Genomic DNA, 26,642 nt, shown 5'->3' on the forward strand with positions numbered 1-26,642 from the left:
GCGCATCAGGTTTAAGCGGTGAACCGAAGATATGGAGTGCGCCTGGCCTGCCACAACGCCTCTTCTGTCGGCTCCTTCGAGCGCCGGGAATGGCTTGGCGATCAGGTACGTGAACCGGGGTGGACGACTGGGGTAGCCGGTTGGTGCAGCCGTTTCACCGCCCCTACTAACGATTCGACTAACCAGTGGATCAGCAGACTGATCTCCGGGAAAAGCCGCCGTGCCGGCACCGCGATCCGGGTCGGGCGTGGGCGTTTGTCTCGCTGGGTGCTTCAGATGGGTTGATACGAAATGGACAATGAGCAGAAGCTCCGCGACTACCTCAAGCTGGCGACGGCGGACCTGCGCCGCACGCGCCAGCGCGTCCGGGATCTGGAGGAGCAGAGTCAGCAGCCGATCGCGATCGTCGGCATGGCCTGCCGCTACCCCGGGGGTGTCGCGAGCCCGGAGGGCCTGTGGCGCCTGGTCGCGTCCGGCGGTGACGGGATCACCCCGTTCCCGGCCGACCGCGGCTGGGATCTGGAGAACCTGCTCGACCCGGCCAAGACCAACTCGTCGGCCACCGCCAGCGGTGGTTTCCTGCACGAGGCCGCCGACTTCGACGCCGAGTTCTTCGGGATCTCGCCGCGCGAGGCGATGGCGATGGACCCGCAGCAGCGGCTCGTGCTCGAGGTGACCTGGGAAACCCTGGAGCAGGCCGGAATCGACCCGGCCTCGCTGCGCGGCTCGCGCACCGGCGTGTTCGTCGGCGCGATGGCCCAGGACTACGACGCCAAGCAAGCCGAAGGGGCGGAGGGGTTCCTGCTCACCGGGCGGGCGGACAGCATCATGTCCGGCCGGCTGGCGTACCAGTTGGGCTTCGTCGGCCCAGCGGTCACTGTGGACACTGCGTGCTCGTCGTCGTTGGTTGCTATGCACTGGGCGATCCAGTCGCTGCGCACCGGCGAGTCGTCGCTGGCGCTGGCCGGTGGCGTCACCGTCATGTCCAGCCCCGACCTGTTCATCGAGTTCAGCAAGCAGGGCGGCCTCGCCTCGGACGGGCGCTGCAAGTCCTTTTCGGACTCCGCGGACGGCACCGGCTGGGCCGAGGGCGTCGGCATGGTCCTGCTGGAGCTCCTGCCGGACGCGATCCGCAACGGCCACGAGATCCTCGCGGTGGTGCGCGGTTCGGCCATCAACCAGGACGGCGCCTCGAACGGCCTCACCGCGCCGAACGGCCCGTCCCAGCAGCGCGTCATCCGCGAAGCGCTGACCAACGGCCGCCTGACCGCGGACCAGATCGATGCCGTCGAAGCCCACGGAACCGGCACCACGCTCGGTGATCCCGTTGAGGCGCAGGCATTGCTGGCCACCTACGGCCAGGACCGGACGCGCCCGCTGAAACTGGGGTCGATCAAGTCCAACATCGGGCACACCCAGGCCGCCGCCGGTGTCGCCGGCGTGATCAAGATGATCATGGCGATGCGTCACGGCATGCTGCCCAAGACTTTGAACGCCGAGACTCGTTCGTCCCATGTGGACTGGTCCGCTGGCAAGGTCGACCTGCTGACCGAGAACACCCCATGGCCTGAGACCGGGGAACCGCGTCGAGCGGGCATTTCGTCGTTCGGCATCAGCGGCACGAACGCCCACCTGATCGTCGAGCAGGCCCCGGCGGCCGAAGAGGTCGAGGTCGGTGCGGCTCCGGCCGAACTGCCCTGGCTGGTGTCCGCTCGGACGCCGGAAGCTCTGCGGGCGCAGGCATCCCGGCTGCTGGAGCGCCTCGACTCGCCTCTGGCAGATGTGGCGTACTCGCTCGCGACCTCACGGGCGGCCTTTCCGCGGCGAGCGGCTTTCGTGTCCAGCTCGCGGGACGAGGTCGTCGCGTTCTTGACCGCGCTGGCTGCGGGGGAGTCCGTGCCTGGGCTGCAGCAGGGCGTGGCGGCGCCCAAGCAGAAGAAGGCGTTCCTGTTCGCCGGGCAGGGTTCGCAGCGGCTCAGTATGGGGCGAGAGCTGTACTCGCGGTTCCCGGTGTTCGCCTCGGCATTCGACGCCGTGCTGGCCGAGCTGGGTTCCAAGGTCCGCGATGTCATGTGGGGCGAGGACGCGAACGCGTTGGACCAGACCGGGTTCACGCAACCGGCGCTGTTCGCGCTGGAGGTCGCGCTCTACCGGCTGGTGGAGTCGTGGGGGATCAAGCCGGATGTCCTGGTTGGACACTCGGTCGGCGAGATCGCGGCCGCGCACATCGCTGGGATTCTCTCGCTTGCCGATGCTTGCAAGCTTGTGTCGGCTCGTGGTCGCTTGATGCAAGCGCTTCCTTCCGGTGGCGCGATGGTCTCGTTGCGTGCGACCGAAGAGGAAGTTCTCCCGTTGCTGACCGATGGTGTTGCTATCGCGGCAGTGAACGGGTCACGGTCGGTGGTCATCGGCGGTGACGAGGACGCCGTTGCCGCTGTGGCGGCGCAGTTCGAGAAGGCCAAACGGTTGCGCGTGTCGCACGCGTTCCACACGCCGTTGATGGACCCGATGCTCGACGAGTTCCGTGCTGTGGTGTCGGAACTGATGTTCGCGGATCCGTCTCTTGAGATCGTGTCTACAGTAGACACCTCGGAACCGATGACGAGCCCGGAGTACTGGGTGCGTCAGGTCCGCCAGGCGGTCCGGTTCGCCGATGCCATCGCGAAGCTCGACGGCGTCACCGCTTGTGTCGAGATCGGCCCGGACGGCGTGCTGTCGGCCATGGCCGGCGAGACCTACTCGGGCACTCTGGTGCCTGTCCTGCGTTCCGGCGCGGGCGAAGAGATCGCCAGCGTGACCGCGCTGACTCAGTTGCATGTCAACGGTGTCACGCCGGACTGGAAGGCTTTCTTCGCGGGCGGCGCCCGGCGGGTGGATCTACCCACGTATGTCTTCCAGCACGAGCGGTTCTGGCCCCCGGCTCGCACGAACAACGCCGATGTCCGGGCTGCCGGTCTGTCCACTGCGGACCATCCGTTGCTAGGCGCTGCGGTCGAACTGGCCGACGCGAACGGCGTTCTGCTGACTGGGCGGCTTTCGCTGAAGTCACACCCATGGCTGGCCGAGCACACGGTTCACGGTCAAGTCATGGTGCCGGGGGCCGCCTTCGTGGAGCTCACGATCCGGGCGGCCGACCAGGTCGGCTGCGACCGGGTCGACGAGTTGCTGCTGGACGCCCCGCTGGTCCTGCCCGAGCAGGGCGCGATCCAGCTGCAGGTTCACGTTGGCGCGGCTGACGATCTCGGTCGCCGGTCAGTCACCGTCTCTTCGCGGCCGGACGTGGCCATCGAGCAGGCCTGGACCCGGCACGCCACCGGTGTGCTGACCTCTGGTGCGCCCGTTACCGGCTTCGACACCACGCAGTGGCCACCCAGGGGCGCCACTGCCATTGACCTGGAAGGGTTCTACGGTCGCCGCAGGGACGCTGGCTTCTCGTATGGCCCGCTGTTCCAAGGCATGACCGCCGCCTGGCGGCTCGGCGAGGACGTCTATGCCGAGGTGTCAGTCGAGGAACCGGGCGCTTTCGGCATCCACCCCGCTTTGTTGGACTCGGTTCTGCACGGCGCTTCGCTGCTGGAGCAGGGCGAGGGTGGAGTCCCGTTCGCGTGGGAAGGCGTTTCCCTGCACGCCACCGGTGCCGGTTCGGTCCGGGTGCGGTTGTCGCCCACCGGGTCGGCTTCGGTTTCGCTGGCCGTGGTCGACGCCGCCGGTTCGCCGGTCGTGTTGGTGGAATCGCTGTCGGTGCGGGCGTTGTCGGCGGACCAGTTGAGCGCGGCGGCCAACCGCGACCTGTTCCGTCTGGAGTGGACACCGCTCAGTGTGGCCCTCGACGACACCACCGATGCCGTGTTCGAGCCGGTGATCACCGACGGGCCGGTCGTCGAGGCGACTCACTCGGCCACCGCGGCCGTCCTGGCCCGCATCCAGGAATGGACGGACGACCGTCCGCAGGTCTTCGTCACCCAGGGCGCCGTCGACGGTACGGACCTGGCCGCAGCGGCGGTGTGGGGTCTGGTGCGGTCGGCGCAGGCCGAGCAGCCGGGCCGGTTCGTGCTGGTGGACACCGATGACGTCGAGGCCTCGCGGGCTGTTCTCGCTGGTGCGGTCGCTTCCGGCGAGCCACAGCTGGTGATCCGGGACGGCGAGGTACGGGCCGGTCGCCTGGCCCGCGTGACCTCCCACGAGCCGTTCACCTGGGACGGCACGGTCCTGATCACCGGTGGCACCGGTGGCCTGGGAGCCCTGGTCGCCAAGCACCTTGTCACCGAGCACGGCGTGCGCGACCTGGTGCTGACCAGCCGTCGCGGCCCGGAGGCGCCCGGTGCGGCCGAGCTCGTGGCCTCGCTGGCCGAACTCGGTGCGAACGCCCAGGTCGTGGCGTGTGACGTCGCGGACTGGGACGCACTCGCGGACCTGCTCGCGTCGACGCCGGTCTCGGCGGTCGTGCACTCGGCCGGTGTCCTGGACGACGGCATGATCGACTCGCTGACCCCCGGACAACTGTCCGCCGTGCTCAAGCCCAAGGTGGATGCCGCCTGGAACCTGCACGAGCTGACCCAGCACCTGTCGGCCTTCGTGGTCTTCTCCTCGCTGGCCGGCACCTATGGCACGCCCGGCCAGGCCAACTACGCCGCGGCAAACGCTTTCCTCGACGCCCTCGCCGAGCACCGGCGCGCCCATGGCCTCCCTGCCACGTCGCTGGCCTGGGGCCCTTGGGTCTCCGGGATGGCCGGGACGCTGTCCGACGCGGATGTCCAGCGGCTGACCCGGATGGGCACGCCGCCGCTGCTGCCCGAGGACGGGCTGGCGCTGTTCGACGCGGCCATGGACACCGGCCAGTCCACCGTTGTCCCGGTTCGGCTGGACCTGCCGCAGCTGCGGTCCCGCGGCGAGATCCCGCACCTGCTGCGCGGCCTGATCCGCACCCGCTCCCGCCGGACAGCTGTCCGCTCGGCAACCGCGGTCACCCTGGTCGATCGCCTCACCCAGCTCGTGGCCGCGGAGCAGCTGGAAGTCCTGCTGGGCATCGTGCGCACGGAGGTCGCGCATGTTCTCGGCCACGGCAGCGCGGACGCCATCGAACCCAGGCGCGCCTTCCAGGAGCTGGGTTTCACCTCGTTGACCGCCGTCGAGCTGCGCAACCGCCTCGGTGAGGCCACCGGGCTCCGGCTGCCCGCGACGGCCGTGTTCGACTACCCGACCCCCGCCGCGATCGCCGAATACGTGCTCACCGAGCTGCTCGGCACGGCCGCGGAGACGGTCACCCCGATCGCGTCGGCCGCGGTGTCCGGCGACCCGATCGTCATCGTCGGCATGAGCTGCCGGTACCCCGGCGGGGTAACCTCGCCCGAGGACCTGTGGGAGCTGGTCGCGTCCGGAACCGATGCGGTGTCCGGGTTCCCGGCCAACCGCGGCTGGGCTTCGGACATCTACAACGCCGATCCGGAGCACATCGGCACCTCGTACACGCGCGCCGGCGGGTTCGTGCACGACGCTCCCGAGTTCGACGCCGACTTCTTCGGTATGTCCCCGCGGGACGCCCAGGCGACCGACGCCCAGCACCGGCTGCTGCTGGAGGCCACCTGGGAGGCTGTGGAGCGGGCCGGGATCGACCCGAACTCGTTGCGCGGCAGCCAGACCGGTGTGTTCGCGGGCCTGATGTACAACGACTACGCCATGTTGGTCACCGGCGACGAGTTCGAGGGCTACCGCGGCAACGGAACCTCCGGCAGCGTCGCCTCCGGCCGGGTGGCCTACACCTTTGGCTTCGAGGGCCCGGCCGTCACCATCGACACGGCTTGTTCGTCCTCTTTGGTCGCCATGCACCTCGCCGCCCAGGCGCTGCGCAACGGCGAATGCTCGCTGGCCCTGGCCGGCGGCGCCACAGTGCTGTCGACTCCTTACGCCTTCATCGAGTTCTCCCGGCAGCGCGGGCTCGCCCCGGACGGCCGGTCCAAGCCGTTCGCCGAGGCCGCGGACGGGGTTGGCTGGGCCGAGGGCGTCGGCATGCTGGTGCTGGAACGCCAGTCCGATGCGATCCGCAACGGCCACAAGATCCTGGCGGTCCTGCGTGGTTCGGCGATCAACTCCGACGGTGCCTCCAACGGCCTGAACGCCCCGAACGGCCCGTCGCAGCAACGCGTGATCCGCCAGGCCCTCTCGGCCGCCGGTCTGTCCACTTCGGACGTCGATGTGATCGAGGCGCACGGCACCGGCACCACTCTCGGCGACCCGATCGAGGCTCAGGCGCTGCTGGCCACCTACGGCCGGGACCGCGAAGAACCGCTGCTGCTCGGCTCGGTCAAGTCCAACATCGGCCATACCCAGGCGGCAGCCGGTGTCGCCGGTGTGATCAAGATGGTCATGGCGATGCGGCACGGGCTCGTGCCCAAGACCCTGCACGTCGACCAGCCTTCGTCCCATGTGGACTGGTCCGAGGGCACGCTGTCGCTGGCCACTGAGGCTGTCACGTGGCCGGAGACCGGTCGTCCGCGCCGCGCTGGTGTGTCGTCGTTCGGTATCGGCGGTACCAACGCGCACCTGATTCTGGAAGCGCCCGCTGATGTTGACACGCCTGAGACCCCAGAGCTGGGCCTGACTCCGCTGGTGCTGTCGGGTAAGACCGAGCAGGCGCTGCGGGCCCAGGCTGAGCGGCTGGCGTGTCATGTGGACAGCATGGACCAGAGCCTGACCGACATCGGCTTCTCGCTCGCCACCGCGCGTGCCTCCTTTGATCACCGCGCAGCCGTGGTCGCAGCCGACCGCGAGGCCATTGCGGACGCGCTGAAGTGCTTGGCGCGTGGTGCTTCCGCACCCGGTGTGTACTCGGGCGAGGTCGCTGGTGGCAAAACGGCGTTCGTGTTCGCCGGGCAGGGTGGGCAGCGGCTCGGCATGGGCCGGGAGCTGTACGAGCGGTTCCCGGTGTTCGCCGAGGCGTTCGACGCCGTGCACGCCGAGTTCGACGCCGTGTTCCGCGAGGTCATGTGGGGCACCAGCGAAGAGGTGCTGAGCGAGACCGTCTTCATCCAGCCCGCGCTGTTCGCTCTGCAGGTGGCGCAGTTCCGGCTGCTGGAGTCGTGGGGCGTGCAGCCCGACTACCTTGTCGGCCACTCGATCGGCGAGATCGCCGCCGCGCACGTGGCGGGAATCCTCACCCTGCCGGACGCCTGCAAGCTGGTGTCCGAGCGGGCCCGGCTGATGCAGGCCCTGCCGCATGTCGGCGCGATGGTCTCGATCCGGGCGACCGAGGACGACGTCCGTCCACTGTTGACGGAGAAGGTCGGCATCGCCGCGGTCAACGGCCCCCACTCAGTGGTCATCGCCGGTGACGAGGCCGAAGTGCTCGCGATCGCCGAGCAGTTCGAGAAGATCAAGCGGCTCAACGTCTCGCACGCGTTCCACTCGCCGTTGATGGAGCCGATGCTGGAGGAGTTCGGCGCCGCCATCGCGGACGTGACCTTCAGCGAGCCACGCATCCCGATGATCACGACCGCCGCCACCGAGTCGCTGATCACCACGGCCGAATACTGGGTCCGGCACGTTCGTGAGTCGGTCCGCTTTGCTGACGCCGTTACGGAACTGGCCGGGCATGGCGTCCGGACGGTCTTGGAACTGGGGCCTGACGGCGCGTTGTCCTCGCTGGTCGACGAGATCGGCGAGTTCACCACGATCTCGGTGCTGCGCAAGACCCAGCCCGAAGAGCTGACCGCGGCGAGCGCGCTGGCACAGCTGCACATTCACGGCGTTTCGGTGGACTGGAAGGCGTTCTATGCCGGTGCTCACGTGGTCGACTTGCCCACTTACGCCTTCCAGCGCCAGTTCTACTGGGCGGCCGAGCATGTCGACCCGGAGCGGGCGCTGATCGACTCATGGCGCTACCGGGTCACCTGGGAGCCGGTCCAGACCACGGGCCCGGCCGACGGTACCTGGCTCGTGGTCGCACCAGACAACACCCTTGCGACGTCGTTGAGCGAGGCCGGTGCCGACGTTCGGACGGTCATCGTTGAGCCGACCTGCACCGACCGCGCAGCCATCGCGTCGCAGTTGGGCGACACCGCAGACATCACCGGCGTCATCTCGGCGAACAACGTCCTGGTGACAGCCGCATTGGTTCAGGCCTTGGGCGACCTCGAGGTGGAGGCGCCGGTCTGGGCCGTCACCCATGGGATCACCGAAGATCCGGCTCAGGCGCAGGTGTGGGGCCTCGGCCGGGTCGTCGCCCTGGAGCAGCCGCAGCGGTGGGGCGGCCTGATCGACGTTCCCGCCGACAACCCGGCGCTGCTGCTCTCGGTGCTCGGCGGGGCCGAGGACCAGGTCGCGGTCCGGCCGGACGGCGTCTTCGCCCGTCGGCTCTCGCGCTACTGCATGGCTTCGGACGCTGCCGACGAGTTCACGGCTCGCGGTTCGGTGCTGATCACCGGCGGTACGGGCGGTCTGGGCGCCGAGGTTGCGCGCTGGTTGGCCTCGGCTGGGGCCTCGCGGCTCGTCCTGACCAGCCGTCGCGGCCCGGATGCCCCTGGTGCGGCCGACCTGAAGACCGAACTGGAGCAGACCGGCGCCCAGGTCGACATCGTGGCCTGCGACGTGGCTTCCCGCGAGGCCCTCGCCGCGGTGCTGGACACTATCCCGGACCTCACCGGCGTTGTGCACGCGGCCGGTGTCGGGCAAGCGGGCGCAGGTCTGGACCAGATGTCGATCGAGGACTTCGAGTCGGTGCTGGCCGCCAAGGCTGCCGGTGCCGCGAACCTCGACGCACTCGTCGGTGACGTCGACCTGTTCGTGCTGTTCTCGTCAATCGCGGGTGTGTGGGGGAGTGGCGGCCAGAGCGCTTACGCCGCAGGCAACGCGTTCCTCGACGCGCTTGCCGAGAACCGCCGTTCCCGCGGGCTGAAGGCCACTTCGATCGCGTGGGGCCCGTGGGCCGAGGCCGGGATGGCCACCAGCGATGTAATGAGCGAGCACCTGCAGCGCCGTGGCCTCGGTATGATGGCGCCAGAGCTGGCCATGAAGGAACTGCGGCAGGCAGTCCTGCGGCCGGACGCGGTGATCACCGTCGCCGATGTCGACTGGCCGAGGTTCCACCCGATCTTCACCGCCGCCCGGCCGAACGCCCTGTTCGCCGAGCTGCCCGATGTGAAGCAGCAGAGCAACACCACGGCCGATGCGGTCCTCGTGGCACGCTTGCGCGATCTGTCCGAAAAGGACCAGACTCGAGCCCTGATCGACCTGATCCGCACCGAGGCAGCGACCGTCCTCGGTCACGCGGCGGCCGACTCCGTTGGTGCGCAACGACCATTCCGCGATATGGGCTTCGATTCCCTTGCCGCGGTGGAGCTGCGCAAGCGTTTGGTCGCCGTGACCGGACTGGCGTCGCTGCCGACCACGATGGTCTTCGACTACCCGACCCCGGCGACCCTCGCGGAGCACCTGCGCACCCAGCTCGTTGGCGGCGCTCTGGCCGAGGTCGACGTGGTTACGGAAGCCGCGTTGAACGAGCCGATCGCGATCATCGGCATCGGCTGCCGGTTCCCGGGCGGCGTGCAGTCGCCGGAACACCTGTGGGACCTGGTGATCAACGGTGTCGACGCGATCGGTGAGTTCCCGGCCGACCGCGGCTGGGACATCGCGAACCTCTACGACCCGGATCCCGACCAGGCTGGCAAGACCTACTCGACGCAGGGCGGGTTCGTCGCCGAGGCGGCCGAGTTCGACCCGGGCTTCTTCGGGATCTCGCCGCGCGAAGCGCTGACCATGGACCCGCAGCAGCGCTTGCTGCTGGAGACCGCGTGGGAGGCCTTCGAGCGGGCCGGTCTCGACCCCGCTGGTTTGCGCGGTTCGCGGACCGGCACGTTTGTCGGTTCCAGCTACCAGATCTACGGCTCCGAAGCCGCCGACGGCTCCGAGGGGCATCTGATCACCGGAACCATCCCGAGTGTCCTCTCCGGACGCCTTGCCTACGTTCTCGGGCTCGAAGGTCCCGCAGTGACCGTGGACACGGCCTGTTCGTCCTCTTTGGTCGCTCTGCATCTGGCCTGCCAGTCGCTGCGCAACGGCGAAAGCTCGCTGGCCCTGGCCGGTGGCGCGACGATCATGGCGACGCCGGACCCGTTCGTCGCTTTCAGCCGTCAGCGCGGGTTGTCGAAGGACGGCCGCTGCAAGGCTTTCTCAGACGACGCCGACGGCATGACCCTGTCCGAAGGTGTGGGTCTGCTGCTCGTCGAGCGGCTGTCGGACGCGCAACGCAACGGGCACCCGATCCTCGCGGTCGTCCGCGGCACGGCCGTGAACTCCGATGGCGCCTCCAACGGTCTCACCGCGCCGAACGGTCCATCGCAGCAACGCGTGATCCGGCAAGCGCTTGCGAGCGCACAACTGTCCACTGCGGACGTCGATGTCATCGAGGCGCATGGCACCGGAACGTCCCTGGGCGACCCGATCGAGGCCCAAGCGCTGATGGCGACCTATGGACAGGAACGGGAACGGCCGCTGCTGCTGGGCTCGATCAAGTCCAACATCGGCCACACCCAGTCCGCGGCCGGTGTTGCCAGCATCATCAAGATGGTCATGGCCATGCAGCACGGAACACTGCCGCAGACCCTGCACGCCGGTACACCATCGTCCCGTGTGGACTGGACTTCAGGCGCGATCGAGCTGCTGACCGAGGCCACGCCGTGGCCGGAGACCGGACAGCCGCGCCGGGCAGCGGTGTCCTCGTTCGGTATCAGCGGCACCAACGCACACGCCGTGCTCGAACAAGCCCCTCAAACGCCCATCAGTGAGCCCACAGGCTCTGCGAGCATCATCCCCTGGGTGCTGTCTGGCAAGTCTCCGGCAGCCGTCCGCGGCCAGGCGGCTCGGCTGGCGCCGTTCGTGGTCGACCAGAGCGCCGACGACATCGCCTTCTCGCTGGTGTCCTCGCGTTCGGCCTTCGACCACCGCGCTGTCGTTGTCGGCTCTGGAGAGGACCTTCTCACCGGAACGCAAGCGTTGGCGGACAGCGGCTCCACCGGCAGCGTGGTCGAGGGTGTCGCGGACGTCGACGGCAAGACGGTGTTCGTGTTTCCCGGTCAGGGTGCTCAGTGGGTGGGCATGGGTGCCCAGCTGCTGGACGAGCACCCGGTGTTCGCCGAGCGCATCAACGAGTGCGCGGCTGCCCTGGCGCCCTACACCGACTGGTCGCTGCTGGACGTTCTGCGCGATGGCAAGGATCTGGACCGGGTCGATGTCGTGCAGCCCGCGTCGTGGGCGATGATGGTGTCCCTGGCCGAGGTCTGGCGAGCGCACGGCGTGCAGCCGGACGCGGTCGTCGGCCACTCGCAAGGCGAGATCGCGGCCGCGGTCGTCTCCGGCGCACTGTCACTTCAGGACGGTGCCCGGGTCGTGGTTCAGCGCAGCCAGGCCATCGCGCGGACGCTCTCCGGGCTCGGCGGCATGATGTCGGTGGCGCTGTCCGCCGCCGAGGTCGAGCCCCGGCTGGACTCCCGTCTCTCGATCGCCGCGGTCAACGGGCCTCGGCTGATCGTCGTCGCCGGTGATCCCGATGCCCTGGGCGAACTTCGTGAGCAGCTCAAAGCCGAAGGCGTGCGGGCCAAGCGGATCAAGGTGGACTACGCCTCACATTCCGCGCACGTCGAACTCCTGCAGGACGAGCTGCTCAGCACTCTGGCGGGCATCCAGCCCCGGCACGCCGACGTTCCGTTCCTGTCCACCGTGACCGGCGAGTGGATCGACGGGTCCGAAATGGACGCCGGATACTGGTACCGCAACCTGCGTCAGCGGGTCGGGTTCGAGCCGGCCATCCGTGAGCTGATCGACCGGCAGCACCGGGTGTTCGTCGAGGTCAGCCCGCATCCGGTGCTCACCGTCGGCGTTCAGGAGATCGTTGACGACACCGCCACGACGGCGGTTGTCACGGGTACTTTGCGGCGCGACAAGGGTGACCTGAAGCGGTTCGTCACCTCGCTGGCCGAACTGTATGTCCGTGGCGTGGAGGTGGACTGGCCGCTGGCCAGCCGCCGGCGGGTCGACCTGCCCACGTACGCCTTCCAGCACGACAAGTTCTGGGTGCCGCGCCAGCAGCAGGCCGCCGATGCCGACCCGGCCGACGCCGAGTTCTGGACCGCGATCGAGCAGGGCGACCTCGACTCGCTCAGCAGCAGCCTCGCCATCGACCCCGACTCGCTCGCCGTGGTCCTGCCCGCGCTGTCCTCATGGCGTCGCAACCGCCGTGACCTTTCCACTGTGGACTCCTGGCGGTACAAGGTCACCTGGCGCCCGCTCACCACCCTGTCCACCACGACGCTCACAGGCACCTGGCTTGTCGTATCCCCGCAAAACGCGGACGATCTGGATGTCATAGCCGCTCTGGAGACACAGGGCGCTGAGGTCCGGCAGATCGTGCTCACCAGTACCGACCGCGACGCCGTGGCCGCCGAACTGGCGGACCTCAGCGATGTCACCGGAATCGTCTCGACCCTGGCCTTCGCCGAGGAGCCCAGCACCGACCATCCGGCCCTGGCGCAGGGGCTGGCCTTGACCGTCACCCTCATTCAGGCTTTGGGTGACGCCGAGATTGGTGCTCCACTGTGGAGCGTCACGCGTGGCGCCGTCTCAACAGGGCGATCCGACACGGTGACCAACCCGGTGCAGGCTCAGGTGATGGGCGCGGGCTGGGCGGCCGCCCTGGAGCACGCACAGCGTTGGGGTGGCGTGGTCGACCTGCCCGAGGCCATCGATGAAGCCGCCGCCCGCCGCCTGGCCGGTGTGCTCACGGGTGCCGGTTCGGAGGACCAACTCGCGATCCGGTCGTCGGGCGCCCTTGCCCGGCGCGTGGTGCACGCTCCCGCAAGCGCCCAGTCGGCCTGGACCCCGCGCGGCACAACGTTGATCACTGGCGGCACCGGCACACTCGGCCCGCACGTGGCCCGATGGGTTGCCGGACAAGGCGCTCAGCAGATCGTGCTGGTCAGCCGCCGCGGTATGGCAGCTCCGGGCGCGGCGGAACTGGTCACCGAACTGGCCGAGCAAGGCACGACTGCGACGGTCGTCGCCTGTGACATCGCTGACCGGGATGCGGTCGCGGACATGCTGGCCCAGCTCAAGGCCGACGGTCACACCATCCGCACGGTCCTGCACACCGCTGCGGTGATTGAACTGCAGTCCCTGGCCGAGACCACTTTGGACAACTTCGCCAGGGTGATCAACGCCAAGGTGGTCGGCGCGCAGAACCTGGATGCCCTGCTGGACAACGAGGAGCTGGACGCGTTCGTCCTGTTCTCCTCAGTGGTCGGCATGTGGGGTGCCGGAGAGCACGCCGCCTATGCCGCCGGTAACGCCTATCTGGCCGCGCTCGCTGAGAACCGCCGCTCGCGCGGGCTGAAGGCGACCGCCATCTCGTGGGGCATCTGGGCCGACGACCAGAAGCTCGGCCGGATCGACCCGCAGCAGATCCTGCGCAGTGGCTTGAAGTTCATGGAACCCGGCCTCGCGCTGACTGCCCTCGGCCGTGCGATCGCGGGTGACGAGCCGGTGCTCGCGCTCGCCGACTTCGACTGGAACCGTTACTATCCGGTGTTCACCACCGGCCGTCCGACCACTTTGTTCGATGAGATCGCCGAAATCGACCGGACTGAGACTCCGTCCGGCGACAGCGAGTTCCTCACCAAGATCCGCGGCCTGTCCCGGCCGGAGCAAGAGCGGGCCCTGCTCGACCTGGTCCGTGGACAGGCCGCGACCGTCCTCGGGTTCGGCTCCGCCGACGCCCTGCCCGGCCGGCGGGCGTTCCGCGACGCAGGGTTCGACTCGCTCACCGCGGTCGACCTGCGCAACCGGCTCGCTCAGGCCACCGGGCTGTCTCTGCCCGCCACGATGGTCTTCGACTACCCGAACCCGTTGGTGCTGGCCGAGTTCCTGCGCACGCAGATCGCCGGCGGCGGGTCCGGCGATGTCGTTGCCCAAGCGGCGGTCGCCGATGACGAGCCGATCGCGATCGTGGCGATGAGCTGCCGGTACCCGGGCGGCGTGACCTCACCGGAGCAGCTCTGGGAGCTGATGCTGGAGGGCCGGGACGCCATCTCCGGGTTCCCCGGCGACCGTGGCTGGGACGCGGCGGGGCTCTACGAAGCCGATCCGGACGTCTCCGGCAAGACCTACTCGACCAACGGCGGGTTCGTCGAGAATGTGGCCGGGTTCGATCCCGACTTCTTCGGGATCTCCCCGCGGGAAGCCCTCGCGATGGACCCGCAGCAGCGGCTCGTGCTGGAAACCGCCTGGGAGGCCTTCGAACGGGCCGGAATCGACCCGTCGGCTATGCGTGGGTCCCGCACCGGCACGTTCATCGGTGCCAGCTACCAGGACTACAACGCGTACACAATGGACGGTACCGACGGTCACGCGGTGACCGGCACGATCGCGAGCATCATGTCCGGCCGGGTCGCGTACCTGTTCGGACTCGAAGGCCCCGCGGTCACCTTGGACACGGCCTGTTCGTCCTCTTTGGTCGCACTGCACCTGGCCTGCCAGTCCGTGCGCAGCGGGGAAAGCTCGCTCGCGCTGGCCGGTGGCGTTGCGCTGATGGCCACTCCTGACGCGTTCGTGGGCTTCAGCCGTCAACGTGCTATGGCTGTCGACGGCCGCTGCAAGGCTTACGCCGACGGCGCGGACGGAATGAGCCTCGCCGAAGGTGTTGGCCTGCTGCTGGTCGAGCGCCTGTCCGACGCCCAGCGCAACGGACACCCTGTGCTGGCTGTGATTCGCGGAACGGCGATCAACTCCGACGGTGCCTCCAACGGCCTGACTGCTCCGAATGGCCCAGCGCAGCAACGAGTCATCCGCCAGGCACTGGCCAACGCCAAGCTGTCCGCCGCTGAGATCGACGCGGTCGAGGGGCACGGCACCGGAACCGCCCTGGGCGACCCGATCGAGGCCCAGGCCCTGCTCGCGACCTATGGGCAGGACCGGGAACGGCCGCTGCTGCTGGGTTCGGTGAAGTCGAACATCGGCCACACACAGATGGCCTCGGGCGCGGCCGGTGTGATCAAGATGGTGTTGGCCATGCAGCACAGGCTGGTGCCGCACACCCTGCATGTCGACTCGCCATCGTCGCATGTGGACTGGAACTCCGGCGCCATCGAGCTGGTGACGTCCCCGACGGAGTGGCCGTCGACAGGCCGTCCGCGTCGCGCGGGGATCTCCTCGTTCGGCCTGAGCGGGACCAACGCGCACGTCGTCATCGAGCAGGCGCCGGAAGCCGACGAGCCGGTAGGGGCGACCGGGACCTCGCTGGTTCCGGTGGTTTTGTCCGGTAAGACACCGGAAGCGCTGCGGGTCCAGGCGAAGCAGCTGATCACCGCGCTGGATGGCAATCACCTCACCGATCTGGCGTTCTCGCTGGCCACGAGCCGCGCGGCCCTCGACCACCGGGCCGCCGTTGTCACGGCTGACCGTGACGAGTTGCTGCTCGCTTTGCTGGCTCTCACTGAGGATTCGCCCACCACCGGCTTGGTCACAGGCGCTGTTTCCCCTGGTCAGCTGGCATTCCTGTTTACTGGACAGGGTTCGCAGCGGCTGGGCATGGGACGCGAGCTGTACGAGCGGTTCCCGGCGTTCGCTGAGGCCTTGGACGCGATCCTGGCCCGGTTCGACGCCGCGCTTGATCGGCCGTTGCGGGACGTGATGTTCGGCGTAGATTCCGAGCTGCTAGACCAAACGGCCTACACGCAACCGGCTTTGTTCGCCATCGAGGTCGCGTTGTTCCGCCTGCTGGAATCGTGGGGGGTGCGGCCGGACTTCGTGGCCGGGCACTCCATCGGCGAGATCGCCGCGGCTCACGTGGCCGGGGTGTTCTCGCTGGAGGACGCCTGCACGTTGGTCGCCGCGCGCGGCCGGTTGATGCAGGCCCTGCCCGCCGGTGGCGCGATGGTGTCCTTGCGGGCCACCGAAGCCGAGGTTCTGCCGCTCCTGAGCGCCAATGTGGGCATCGCGGCGATCAACGGACCGCAGTCGGTGGTCATCTCGGGCGACGAGGCCGAGGTGCTGGCAGTCGCTTCTCGCTTCGAGAAGACCCGCCGGCTGACTGTGTCGCACGCGTTCCACTCGCCGCTGATGGACCCGATGGTCGAAGACTTCCGGGCGGTTGTGACTGGGCTTTCGCTCCAGGCTCCGGAGATCACCGTTGTCTCGACGCTGACCGGTGCCATCGAGGCCGACGAGCTGCGGACGCCCGAGTACTGGGTGCGACACGTTCGCGAAGCAGTCCGGTTCACCGACGGCCTCGCCGCGCTGAAAGCCGCTGGGGCCAGCACGTTCCTCGAGCTGGGACCGGACGGTGTGCTCACCGCGATGGCCCGCGAGAGCGACGCGGCCGTGGTGCCTGCTCTCCGCCGCGAGCGTGACGAGGAAAGGACCCTGCTGACGGCCCTGGCCTCCGTGCACACCCGCGGAGTCACGGTCGACTGGCGAGCGTTCTTCGCCGGTACCAACGCCAAACGTGTGGACCTGCCGACCTATGCCTTCCAGCGGCAGCGGTTCTGGCCGGAGATCGGCACGCCGTCCGTCGACTCCTGGATCTACCAGCCGGTCTGGCGGCCGATCACGGTCGGCGGATCGCTGACCGGGACCTGGCTCGCTGTCACACCTTCCGGCCTGCCCACCCAGGAGTGGCTGTCGGAGCTGGGGATCGACGCCCGGATCGAGATCGACGGGACCGACCGGGATGCTCTCGCCGCTCAGCTGTCCGAACTGGGGCAGCTCGACGGCGTGCTGTCGCTGGTCGGCCTGCTGGAGGACTCGCTGCCCGAGCTGCCGGGCGTCCCGGCCGGGCTGGCGATGACGAGCACGCTGATCCAGGCCCTCAACGACGCCGGAGTCAGCGCTCCACTTTGGAGTGTCACTCAGGCGTACGAGACGGCCAACCCGGGGCAGGCGGCGATCTGGGGCCTCGGCCGGGTGGTCGCCCTCGAACAGCCGGACCGCTGGGGCGGTGCCGTCGACCTGCCGGAAACCATCGACTCGGCCGTCATCCAGCGGCTCGCCGCGGTCCTGGGAGGCAAGGAGGATGAGGTCACCATCCGTGAGTCCGGTGTGTACGGACGGCGATTGGAACGCGCCAAGTCCAAGCCCGCCAAGCCGTACACGCCGACGGGCACGGTGCTGATCACCGGTGGTACCGGTGCTCTCGGCGCTCACGTGGCCCGGATGGTCGCCGATGCCGACCAGATCCTGCTGGTCAGCCGCCGCGGCCCCGACTCTCCTGGTGTGGCTGAACTCCAGGCCGAGTTGGGCGACCGTGTTCGGGCTGTGGCCTGTGACGTCTCGGATCGGGACGCTCTGGCCGCCGTGATCGACGGCATTCCGGATCTCACAGCGGTGTTCCACGCGGCCGGGGTGGTCGAGGACGGCGTGGTCGACTCGTTGACACCGGCCAAGTTCGCCCAGGTCGTGCGGTCGAAGATGGTCGCCGCCAAGCACCTGCACGAGCTGACCCGGGACAAGGACCTGGCCGCGTTCGTCCTGTTCTCCGCCACTGCCAGCACCTTCGGCTCGGCTGGACAAGCCAGCTACGCCGCCGCCAACGCCTACCTCGACGCTCTGGCTTCGTTCCGGCGTGCTCAGGGCCTCGTGGCGACCTCGGTCGCGTGGGGTCCGTGGGCCGGTGGCGGGATGGTCGACCAGACCATTGAGGACCGGGTCCGGCGCGGCGGGTACACGGCGATGCCTCCGGAGCGGGCCATCGTGGCGCTGCGCCAGGCCATCGAGCGTGACGAGACCGCGGTGACCGTGGCGGACATCGACTTCACCCGCTGGGTGCCGGTCTTCGCTTCCGCCCGGCCGAACCCGTTCGTCCGCGACCTGCCGGAGGTCCGGCGAGTGCTCGACGAGCCCAAGACCGGCGGCGTGCGGGATCAGCTCCTGGCCGTTCCGGCGGGGGAGCGGGCCGAGTACCTGTTGAACCTGCTGTGCACGCAGGTCGGCATCGTGCTCGGGCGGGCCGGCAGCGTCGACCCGGACCGTGCGTTCAAGGATCTCGGCTTCGACTCGCTGACCAGCGTCGAACTCCGCAACGGCCTCAACACGGCGACTGGTCTGAACCTGCCGTCCACCCTGATCTTCGACTACCCGACTCCGCGGGTGCTGAACGACTTCCTGCTCACCGAGCTGAACGGTTCGGCGCAGACCACGGTCGTCCAGGTGATCCGGGAGCGGACCGGCGATCCGATCGTGATCGTCGGCATGAGCTGCCGTTTCCCGGGTGGTGTGACTACTCCCGACGAGCTGTGGCAGTTGCTTGCGGACGGACGGGACGGGATCACGCAGTTCCCGTCGGACCGCGGCTGGGACCTCGACACGTCCTTCGGTGGTGCGAAGTCGTCCACTGTGGAAGGTGGGTTCCTGCACGAGGCCACCGAGTTCGACGCGGAGTTCTTCGGCATCTCCCCGCGTGAGGCCCTCGCCATGGACCCGCAGCAGCGCCTGCTGCTGGAGACCACATGGGAGGCCCTGGAGCGGGCCGGGATCGACCCGGCCTCGTTGCGGGGCAGCGACTCCGGAGTCTTCGTCGGCACCAACGGCCAGGACTACACCAGTGTCCTGCTCGGCTCCGGCGCGGACGTGCTCGGTCACGTGGCCACCGGCAACACCGCGAGCATCATGTCCGGCCGGCTGTCGTACACCCTGGGCCTCGAAGGTCCCGCGATGACTGTTGACACTGCCTGCTCGGCTTCGCTGGTCGCCCTGCACCTTGCCTCGCAGGCACTCCGCAACGGTGAGTGCTCGCTGGCGTTGGCCGGTGGTGTGTCGGTGATGTCCAGCCCGGCGGCGTTCGTCGAGTTCAGCGCGCAGGGCGGGCTGGCCGCCGACGGCCGGTGCAAGCCGTTCTCGGAGTCCGCGGACGGCACGGCCTGGTCCGAGGGCGCCGGGATCCTGGTCCTGGAAAGGCTTTCCGACGCTCAGCGCAACGGTCACCAGATCCTGGCGATCGTCCGGGGCTCGGCGGTCAACTCCGACGGTGCCTCGAACGGCATCACCGCCCCGAACGGGCCTTCACAACAGCGTGTGATCCGGTCCGCGCTCGCGGACGCCGGTTTGTCCACTCTGGACGTCGACGTCATCGAGGCGCACGGCACCGGGACGACGCTGGGTGACCCGATCGAAGCCCAGGCGCTGATGGCCACCTACGGCCAGAACCGTGAGATCCCGTTGCTCATCGGCTCGGTCAAGTCCAACTTCGGCCACACGCAGGCCGCGGCTGGCATGGCGGGCCTGATGAAGATGACGCTCGCCATGCAGCACGGGCTCGTGCCACGCACGCTGCACGTCACGGAGCCAACGTCCCATGTGGACTGGACGGCCGGGACGATCTCGCTGGTCGCCGACGAGGTGGCCTGGCCGGAGACCGGTCGTCCGCGCCGGGCCGGGATCTCGGCCTTCGGCGTCGGCGGCACCAACGCGCACGTGATCATCGAACAGCCCGAACCTGTCGCCCTGGAGCCCCGGACCGCGCCGGAGGTTCTGCCGCTGGTCGTCTCCGCCAAGACTCCCGAGGCACTTCGGGTGCAGGTGGAACGGATCAAGTCGGCGGACGCGGACGCCGTGGACGTCGCCTATACGCTGGCGACGGGGCGCGCGCTGCTGGAGCACCGGGCATCTCTGGTGTCCACTCCGGACGGTGTTGCCGAGGTTGGCATCTCGGTCGCTGGTGGCAAAACGGCGTTCCTGTTCGCCGGTCAGGGCTCGCAGCGGCTGGGTATGGGCTGCGAGCTGTACTCGTGCTTCCCGGTCTTCGCGGCGGCCTTCGATGCGGCGGTCGACCCTGAGGTCCGCGAGGTCATGTGGGGCGAGGACGCGGAGGCGTTGAACCAGACCGGGTTCACGCAGCCCGCGCTGTTCGCGGTGGAAGTCGCCATGTTCCGGTTGCTGGAATCGTGGGGGATCAAGCCCGCTGCCGTTGCCGGACACTCGATCGGTGAGGTCGCCGCGGCGCACGTGGCCGGGGTGCTCTCGCTGGAAGACGCGCGCAAGCTGGTCAACGCCCGTGCCTGTCTGATGCAGGCGCTGCCTGCCGGTGGGGCGATGGTCTCGCTGGTCGCGACCGAGGACGAGGTCCGGCCGCTGCTGAACGAGCGGGTGGGCATCGCGGCGGTGAATGGCCCGCAGTCGGTGGTCATCGCTGGTGAAGAGGACGCCGTCCTGGCGGTGGCCGGCAGGTTCGACAAGATGAAGCGACTGCGGGTGTCGCACGCGTTCCACTCGCCGCTGATGGACCCGATGCTGGACGAATTCCGGGCTGTCGTCTCATCGCTGACGCTCAACGAACCGGCGATCCAGTTTGTGTCCACTGTGGCTACTGACGCCCCGGTGACCAGTGCGGAGTACTGGGTTCGCAATGTCCGGGAGACCGTGCGGTTCGCTGACGGCGTTACGGCTCTGGACGGACTGGGTGTCAGCACCTTCGTCGAGCTCGGGCCGGACGGCGTGCTGTCGGCGATGACCCGTGGCATTGTCGACGCGCAGACCATTCCGCTGCTGCGCAAGGACCGTGGCGAGGAAGTGGCCGTGATCGGTGCCCTGGCCCGGATTGCCGCGGCCGGCCTCTCGGTGGACTGGGAGACGTTCTTCGCCGGGACCGGCGCCCGTCGGGTGCAACTGCCGACGTACGCGTTCCAGCGGCGCAGGTTCTGGCCGGAGATCGTCGTCAAGTCCACTCCGGACAGCTGGTACTACCGGACCGACTGGAAGCAGCTCAGCGTGCCGCCCGGTGAACTCCGCGGTACTTGGCTGCAGATCGTCCCGGCCGGTCACACCGGGGACATCTGGGACGGCACAGTCCGGCTCGATCTGTCCGAACTGGACCTGTTGACCGAGGCCGAGAACGTCGAAGGCATCCTGTCGCTGGTCGGCGAGGACAGCCGGATGGTGTTGGACGCCATGGTCGCTGCCGGGATCAACGCTCCACTGTGGTGCATCACCCGTGGCGCCGTCGCGGTCACCCCGGACGAGAGGGGTGACCTTGCCCAGGCGGGTGTCTGGGGCTTCGGACGGGTAGCCGCCCTGGAGTACCCCGAACTCTGGGGTGGGCTGATCGACCTGCCGCTGGAGATCGACGACCGGGCGCTGATCCGGTTCGCCGGTGTGCTTGCCGGCCGCCGGGAGGACCAGGTCGCGATCCGGGCCAACGGGGCCTTTGGCCTCCGGCTGACCCCGGCTCCGACCGGTTCGAACCCCTGGCAGCCCACCGGAACCGTTCTGGTGGTGGGAGCCACCGGCGTCGGCGAGCACATCGCCCGGTGGGCGGCCGAGACCGCCGACCAGGTCCTGACCTGCGACTCCTGCGACGAACTGCCCGCGATGGACACCGTGACCGCGGTGATCCACTGCCACGGACAGGTGGAGAGCACGCAGATGCTGAGCGAGTTGCTGGACTCTCAGCTATTGGTGGTCTGCACCTCGATCGCCGGCACGTTCGGGGTTCGCGGCCGGGCCGTCGAGGCCGCGGCGGAAACGCGGCTGGCGACGATCGTCCGGCAGCGCCGGGCGGACGGCAAACCCGCGGCCCTGGTTGCATTCGGCGCCTGGGCCGAGTCGGGTGTCGAGGAATCCGAGGCACAGCACCTGCTCGCCAGCGGGCTGCCGCTGCTCCGGCCGGAACCGGCGCTGGCCGCGTTCGCCCAGGTCGTGACGGGTGACGATGCCGTTGTCACGGTCGCGGACGTGATGTGGGAGCGGTTCGGGCCCGCGTTCACCGCCGCCCGGCCGAGCCCGCTGCTGGCCGACATCGCGTGGGGCGGCGACCAAGCCCCGGCTGAGACCAGCGAGCTGCGCGCGAAGTTGCTCGAACTGCCGGAGGAGTACCGGTCGGTCGAGCTGACCGACCTGGTCCGGACGCAGGTCGCGGCGGTCCTGGGACACTCCGGCGCCGCCGACGTCGCGGCCGACCGGGCGTTCTCCGACCTGGGCTTCGACTCGCTGACCGCGGTCGAGCTGCGGGACCGGCTTGGTTCGTCGACCGGCCTGACGCTGCCTACGACTTTGGCCTTCGACCACCCGAACCCCTTGGCGTTGGCGCGGTTCCTGGAGACCGAGCTGCTCGGCGGGGCCGAGGACGAGGTCACGGCGGTGCCGATGGCGGTGGCCGACGACCCGATCGTGATCGTCGGCATGGCCTGCCGGTACCCGGGCGGCGTGCTGTCGCCCGAGGACCTGTGGCGGGTCGCGGTCGACGGAGTAGATGCGACCAGCGGGTTCCCGGCCGACCGCGGCTGGGACCTGGCCACCCTCAACCACAATGGCACCTCGCGCGGCGGCTTCCTGGAGAACGTGGCCGACTTCGACCCCGGCTTCTTCACGATCTCGCCGCGGGAGGCGATCGTGATGGACCCGCAGCAGCGGCTCGTGATGGAGGTCGCGTGGGAGAGCCTGGAGCGGTCCGGCATCGACCCGCGGGCTTTGCGCGGCACCGACTCGGGCGTGTTCATCGGTGGCGCCACTGGGGACTACCGGCCGCCCGCCGAGACCCGCGGTCACGTTCTGACAGCTCAGGCCGGAAACCTGTTGTCCGGCCGGGTGTCCTACTCGTTCGGCCTTGAGGGGCCAGCGGTCACCGTGGACACTGCGTGCTCCTCTTCGCTCGTGGCCATGCACTTGGCCGCGCAGGCTCTGCGGGCGGGAGAGTGCTCGCTGGCTCTCGCCGGTGGTGTCACGGTGATGTCGACGGCGACCGGGTTCGTCGAGTTCGGCGAGATGGGCGCGCTGTCGCCGGATGGCCGGTGCAAGGCGTTCTCCGAGGACGCGAACGGGACCGGGTGGTCTGAGGGTGTCGGTGTGGTCGTCTTGGAGCGGTTGTCCGACGCCGAGCGCAACGGTCACCAGATCCTTGCCGTGGTGCGGGGTTCGGCGATCAACCAGGACGGCGCCTCCAACGGCCTGACCGCGCCGAACGGTCCCTCGCAGAAGCGGGTGATCCGCCGGGCGCTGGCTTCGGCCGGATTGTCCACAAGGGACGTTGACGCGGTCGAGGCGCACGGCACTGGGACGCCGCTGGGTGACCCGATCGAAGCACAGGCGCTGATCGCGACCTATGGCAAGGACCGCGAGACTCCGCTTCTGCTGGGTTCGCTGAAGTCCAACATCGGGCACACCCAGTCCGCCGCCGGTGTGGCGGGTGTGATCAAGATGGTCATGGCCATGCGGCACGGTGTGTTGCCGAAGACGTTGTTCGTCGAGGAGCCGACGACGCACGTGGACTGGACCGCCGGGTCGGTCTCGCTGCTCGCCGAGACCACGCTGTGGCCGGAGACCGGCCGGCCGCGCCGGGCCGGTATCTCCTCCTTCGGCGCCAGCGGGACCAACGCGCACATGATCATCGAGCAGCCACCGGCGATCCCGGCTTCCGCCGCCGCCGACATGGTGGCTCCGGTTGTGGTGTCCGGCCGGACTCCCGAGGCGGCTAAGGCGCAGGCATCGCGGCTGGCCGCGTTCCTGCGGGTCAACCCCTCGGTGTCACTTGTGGACGCTGGGTTCACGGCGGCTACCAAGAGGTCGAACTTCGAACACCGGGCCGCTGTGGTCGGCGTCGACCGGGAGTCCGTGATCGCGGCACTCGAGTCGTGCGCGCCGCAGCTGGTCGAGGGACGGTCGGGCAAGCTGGCCTTCCTGTTCGCCGGCCAGGGCGCGCAGCGGCTCGGGATGGGCCGGGAGTTGTACTCGCGATACCCTGCCTTCGCCTCCGCTCTCGATGCGGTTCTGGCCGAGCTTGACCCGGCTCTGCGGGACGTCATGTGGGGCGAGGACGCGGAAGCGTTGAACCAGACCGGGTTCACGCAGCCTGCCTTGTTCGCTATCGAGGTGGCGCTGTTCCGGTTGGTGGAGTCGTGGGGTGTGCGGCCGGATTACCTGGCTGGGCACTCTGTCGGTGAGATTGCTGCGGCGCATGTCGCTGGGGTGTTCTCGCTGGCGGACGCCTGCCGGCTGGTCACGGCTCGCGGCGGCATGATGCAGGCGTTGCCCACTGGTGGTGCGATGGTCGCGGTTCAGGCCACTGAGGATGAAGTGGTTCCGTTGCTCACCAATGGGATGTCCATCGCGGCCGTCAATGGTCCGCGGTCGGTCGTGATCGCCGGTGAGGAAGAGGCCGTTTTGGCTGTGGCGGCACAATTTGAGAAGACCAAGCGGCTGCGGGTCTCGCACGCGTTCCACTCGCCGCTGATGGACCCGATCCTCGAGGACTTCGCCCAGGTGGCTCGTTCGGTCACTTACCAGGCGCCTCGGCTGCCCTTCGTGTCCAATGTGTCCGGTGGACTGGCCACGGCCGCGCAGGTGTGTTCGCCCGACTACTGGGTGACTCACATTCGACAGGCCGTGCGGTTCTCGGACGGCGTCGAGGCCTTGGCTGAGCAGGGCGTGACGACCTTCGTCGAGATCGGTCCCGACGGTGTCCTGACCGGGATGGCGGCGGAGACGCTCGGCGACCAGACGGACGCCGTGCTGCTGCCTGCCTTGCGCTCTGGACGGGACGAGGAACTCACCCTGATGACCTCGTTGGCGCGGTTGCACGTTCTTGGTGAGCGGGTGGACTGGAAGAAGTTCTACGCCACGACGGGTGCCCGTCAGGTGGATCTGCCGACCTACGCGTTCCAGCACGCGCGGTTCTGGCCGGAGACGGAGAGGTCCACTACGGATCGGTGGCACTACCGGGCGGACTGGAAGCGCGTTGATGTGTCGCCGTCGACGCTGGAAGGCTCGTGGCTGGCGGTGCTTCCTTCGGATGTCTCGTCGTGGATGACTTCGGTTACTGCTGGGATGACTCCGGTCTCGGTTTCGGAGATCGGGTCTTACTCGGATGTGGCTGGGGTTGTGTCGTTGCTGACCGACCCTGGTGAGGTCGCTTCGTTGATCCAGGCTCTGTCCGGTGTGGAGGCTCCGCTGTGGTGCGTGACCCAGTCTTCCGACGATCCTCTGCAGGCGGGGGTTTGGGGTGTGGGGCGGGTCGCCGCTCTGGAGTACCCCGAGCGATGGGGCGGTTTGGTCGACGTGCCTTCGTCTGTTGACGACCGGGTGCTTGGGTTGCTGGCCGGTGTGTTGTCTTCGGCGTCGTCGGAGGATCAGGTCGCGATTCGGGCTGACGGGGTCTTTGGGCGTCGTCTGACTCATCCGCAGTCGCTGCCTGTTGAGGAGTGGACGCCGACTGGCACGGTGTTGATCACTGGTGGTACTGGTGCGTTGGGCAGTCAGGTTGCTTCGGCTCTGGCTTCGGCTGGTGCTGAGCACTTGTTGCTGGTGAGTCGGCGGGGGATGGATGCGCCAGGGGTGGCGGAGTTGGTGGCTTCCTTGAATACCAGGGTGACCGTCGCGGCTTGCGACGCTGCTGACGCTGATGCCATGGCTGCTCTGTTGGATTCGATTCCTGCTGAGTATCCGTTGACTGGTGTTGTTCATACTGCCGGTGTTCTGGATGACGGCATGATCGGTTCGCTTACGCCTGAACGGTTTGCTGAGGTGTACCGGTCGAAGGTGACTTCGGCTCTGGTGCTCGACTCGTTGACGCGGTCGCTGGATCTGTCGGTGTTCGCGTTGTTCTCGTCGGCTTCTGGTGCGGTTGGGAATGCCGGTCAGGCCAACTACGCGGCTGCGAACTCGGTTCTGGACGCGTTGGCCGAGCAGCGGCGGGCTTCCGGGCTTGCGGCGACCTCGATTGCCTGGGGCGCTTGGGCCGGTGATGGCATGGCGGCCGGTGTGGACAGTGCCGGTAGCGGAGTTGGGGCCATGGATCCGGCGCTGGCGTTGACTGTGCTTCGGCGAGTGGTCATGGGTTCGGATGCGACCGCGGTGATCGCGGATATCGATCAGGCGCAGTTCGTGCGGGCCTTCACCGCCACGGGCCGGCCGAGCCCGCTGCTGAGCGACCTGCCGCGGTACACGGAACTCATCGCGGCACAGCCGGACTCGTCGATGCGGTCCGAGCTGCTGGAGCTGTCCGAGGCGGAGCAGTTCACCCGGATCCTGGAGCTGATCCGGTCGACCTCCGCTTCGGTGCTCGGGCTTCCCGGTGTGGTCGACGCGGCCACGTCGTTCAAGGATCTCGGGTTCGACTCCCTGGCCGCGATCGAGCTGCGGAACACACTCAACGCCGCCACGGGGTTGAAGCTGCCCTCGACGTTGATCTTCGACCACCCCACCCCCTCCTCGCTCGCCGAGCATGTTCGCTCCCGTCTCGTCCCGGCCGCGTCCGCTGTGGACACCGAGATCGACCAAGCCGCGCTGCGGAACCTGCTCGCATCCGTCTCCATTGGACAACTCCGCGAAATCGGCGTCCTCGAGCCGTTGCTGCACCTCGCCAGCCGGCTGCGGACCGCCGCCACCGACGACCAAGTCACCACCCCGGTCGACTCGGTCGATGAGATGGCCCTGGACGACCTGGTCCAGGCCGCTTTGGAAGGTGAACTCCGATGAACAACGAGGAGACAGGCTGGACCCTGCTGGCCGGCGAGTTGCTGAGATCCATCAGCGCCCTCGGCACCGAGGTGTTCGTACCGCAGTTCCCACCCCCACACCCCTGGGAAGGAGAGGCACAACGATGAACACCATCATGGGCCTCAACGCCCACAAGGGAAGGAAGCTCGCGGTACGGCTGCTGGCTGAGGACAGTGAGG

At 68.6% G+C, this 26,642-nt stretch carries 2 protein-coding genes; both read left to right on the forward strand.

What is annotated here, in order from left to right:
• Nucleotides 1–291: 291 nt before the first annotated feature.
• Entirely contained in the window at nucleotides 292–26,442 is a 26,151-nt protein-coding gene (locus AB0J95_RS49915) for a type I polyketide synthase (RefSeq protein WP_364773678.1), read from the forward strand.
• Nucleotides 26,439–26,570, forward strand: coding sequence for a hypothetical protein (locus AB0J95_RS49920; protein WP_364773679.1), 132 nt, complete (start codon nucleotides 26,439–26,441; stop codon nucleotides 26,568–26,570). The genes AB0J95_RS49915 and AB0J95_RS49920 overlap by 4 nt, the downstream gene beginning before the upstream one ends.
• Nucleotides 26,571–26,642 lie beyond the last annotated feature (72 nt).

This window comes from Actinocrispum sp. NPDC049592 (genome assembly GCF_040675465.1).
Lineage (GTDB): Bacteria > Actinomycetota > Actinomycetes > Mycobacteriales > Pseudonocardiaceae > Kibdelosporangium.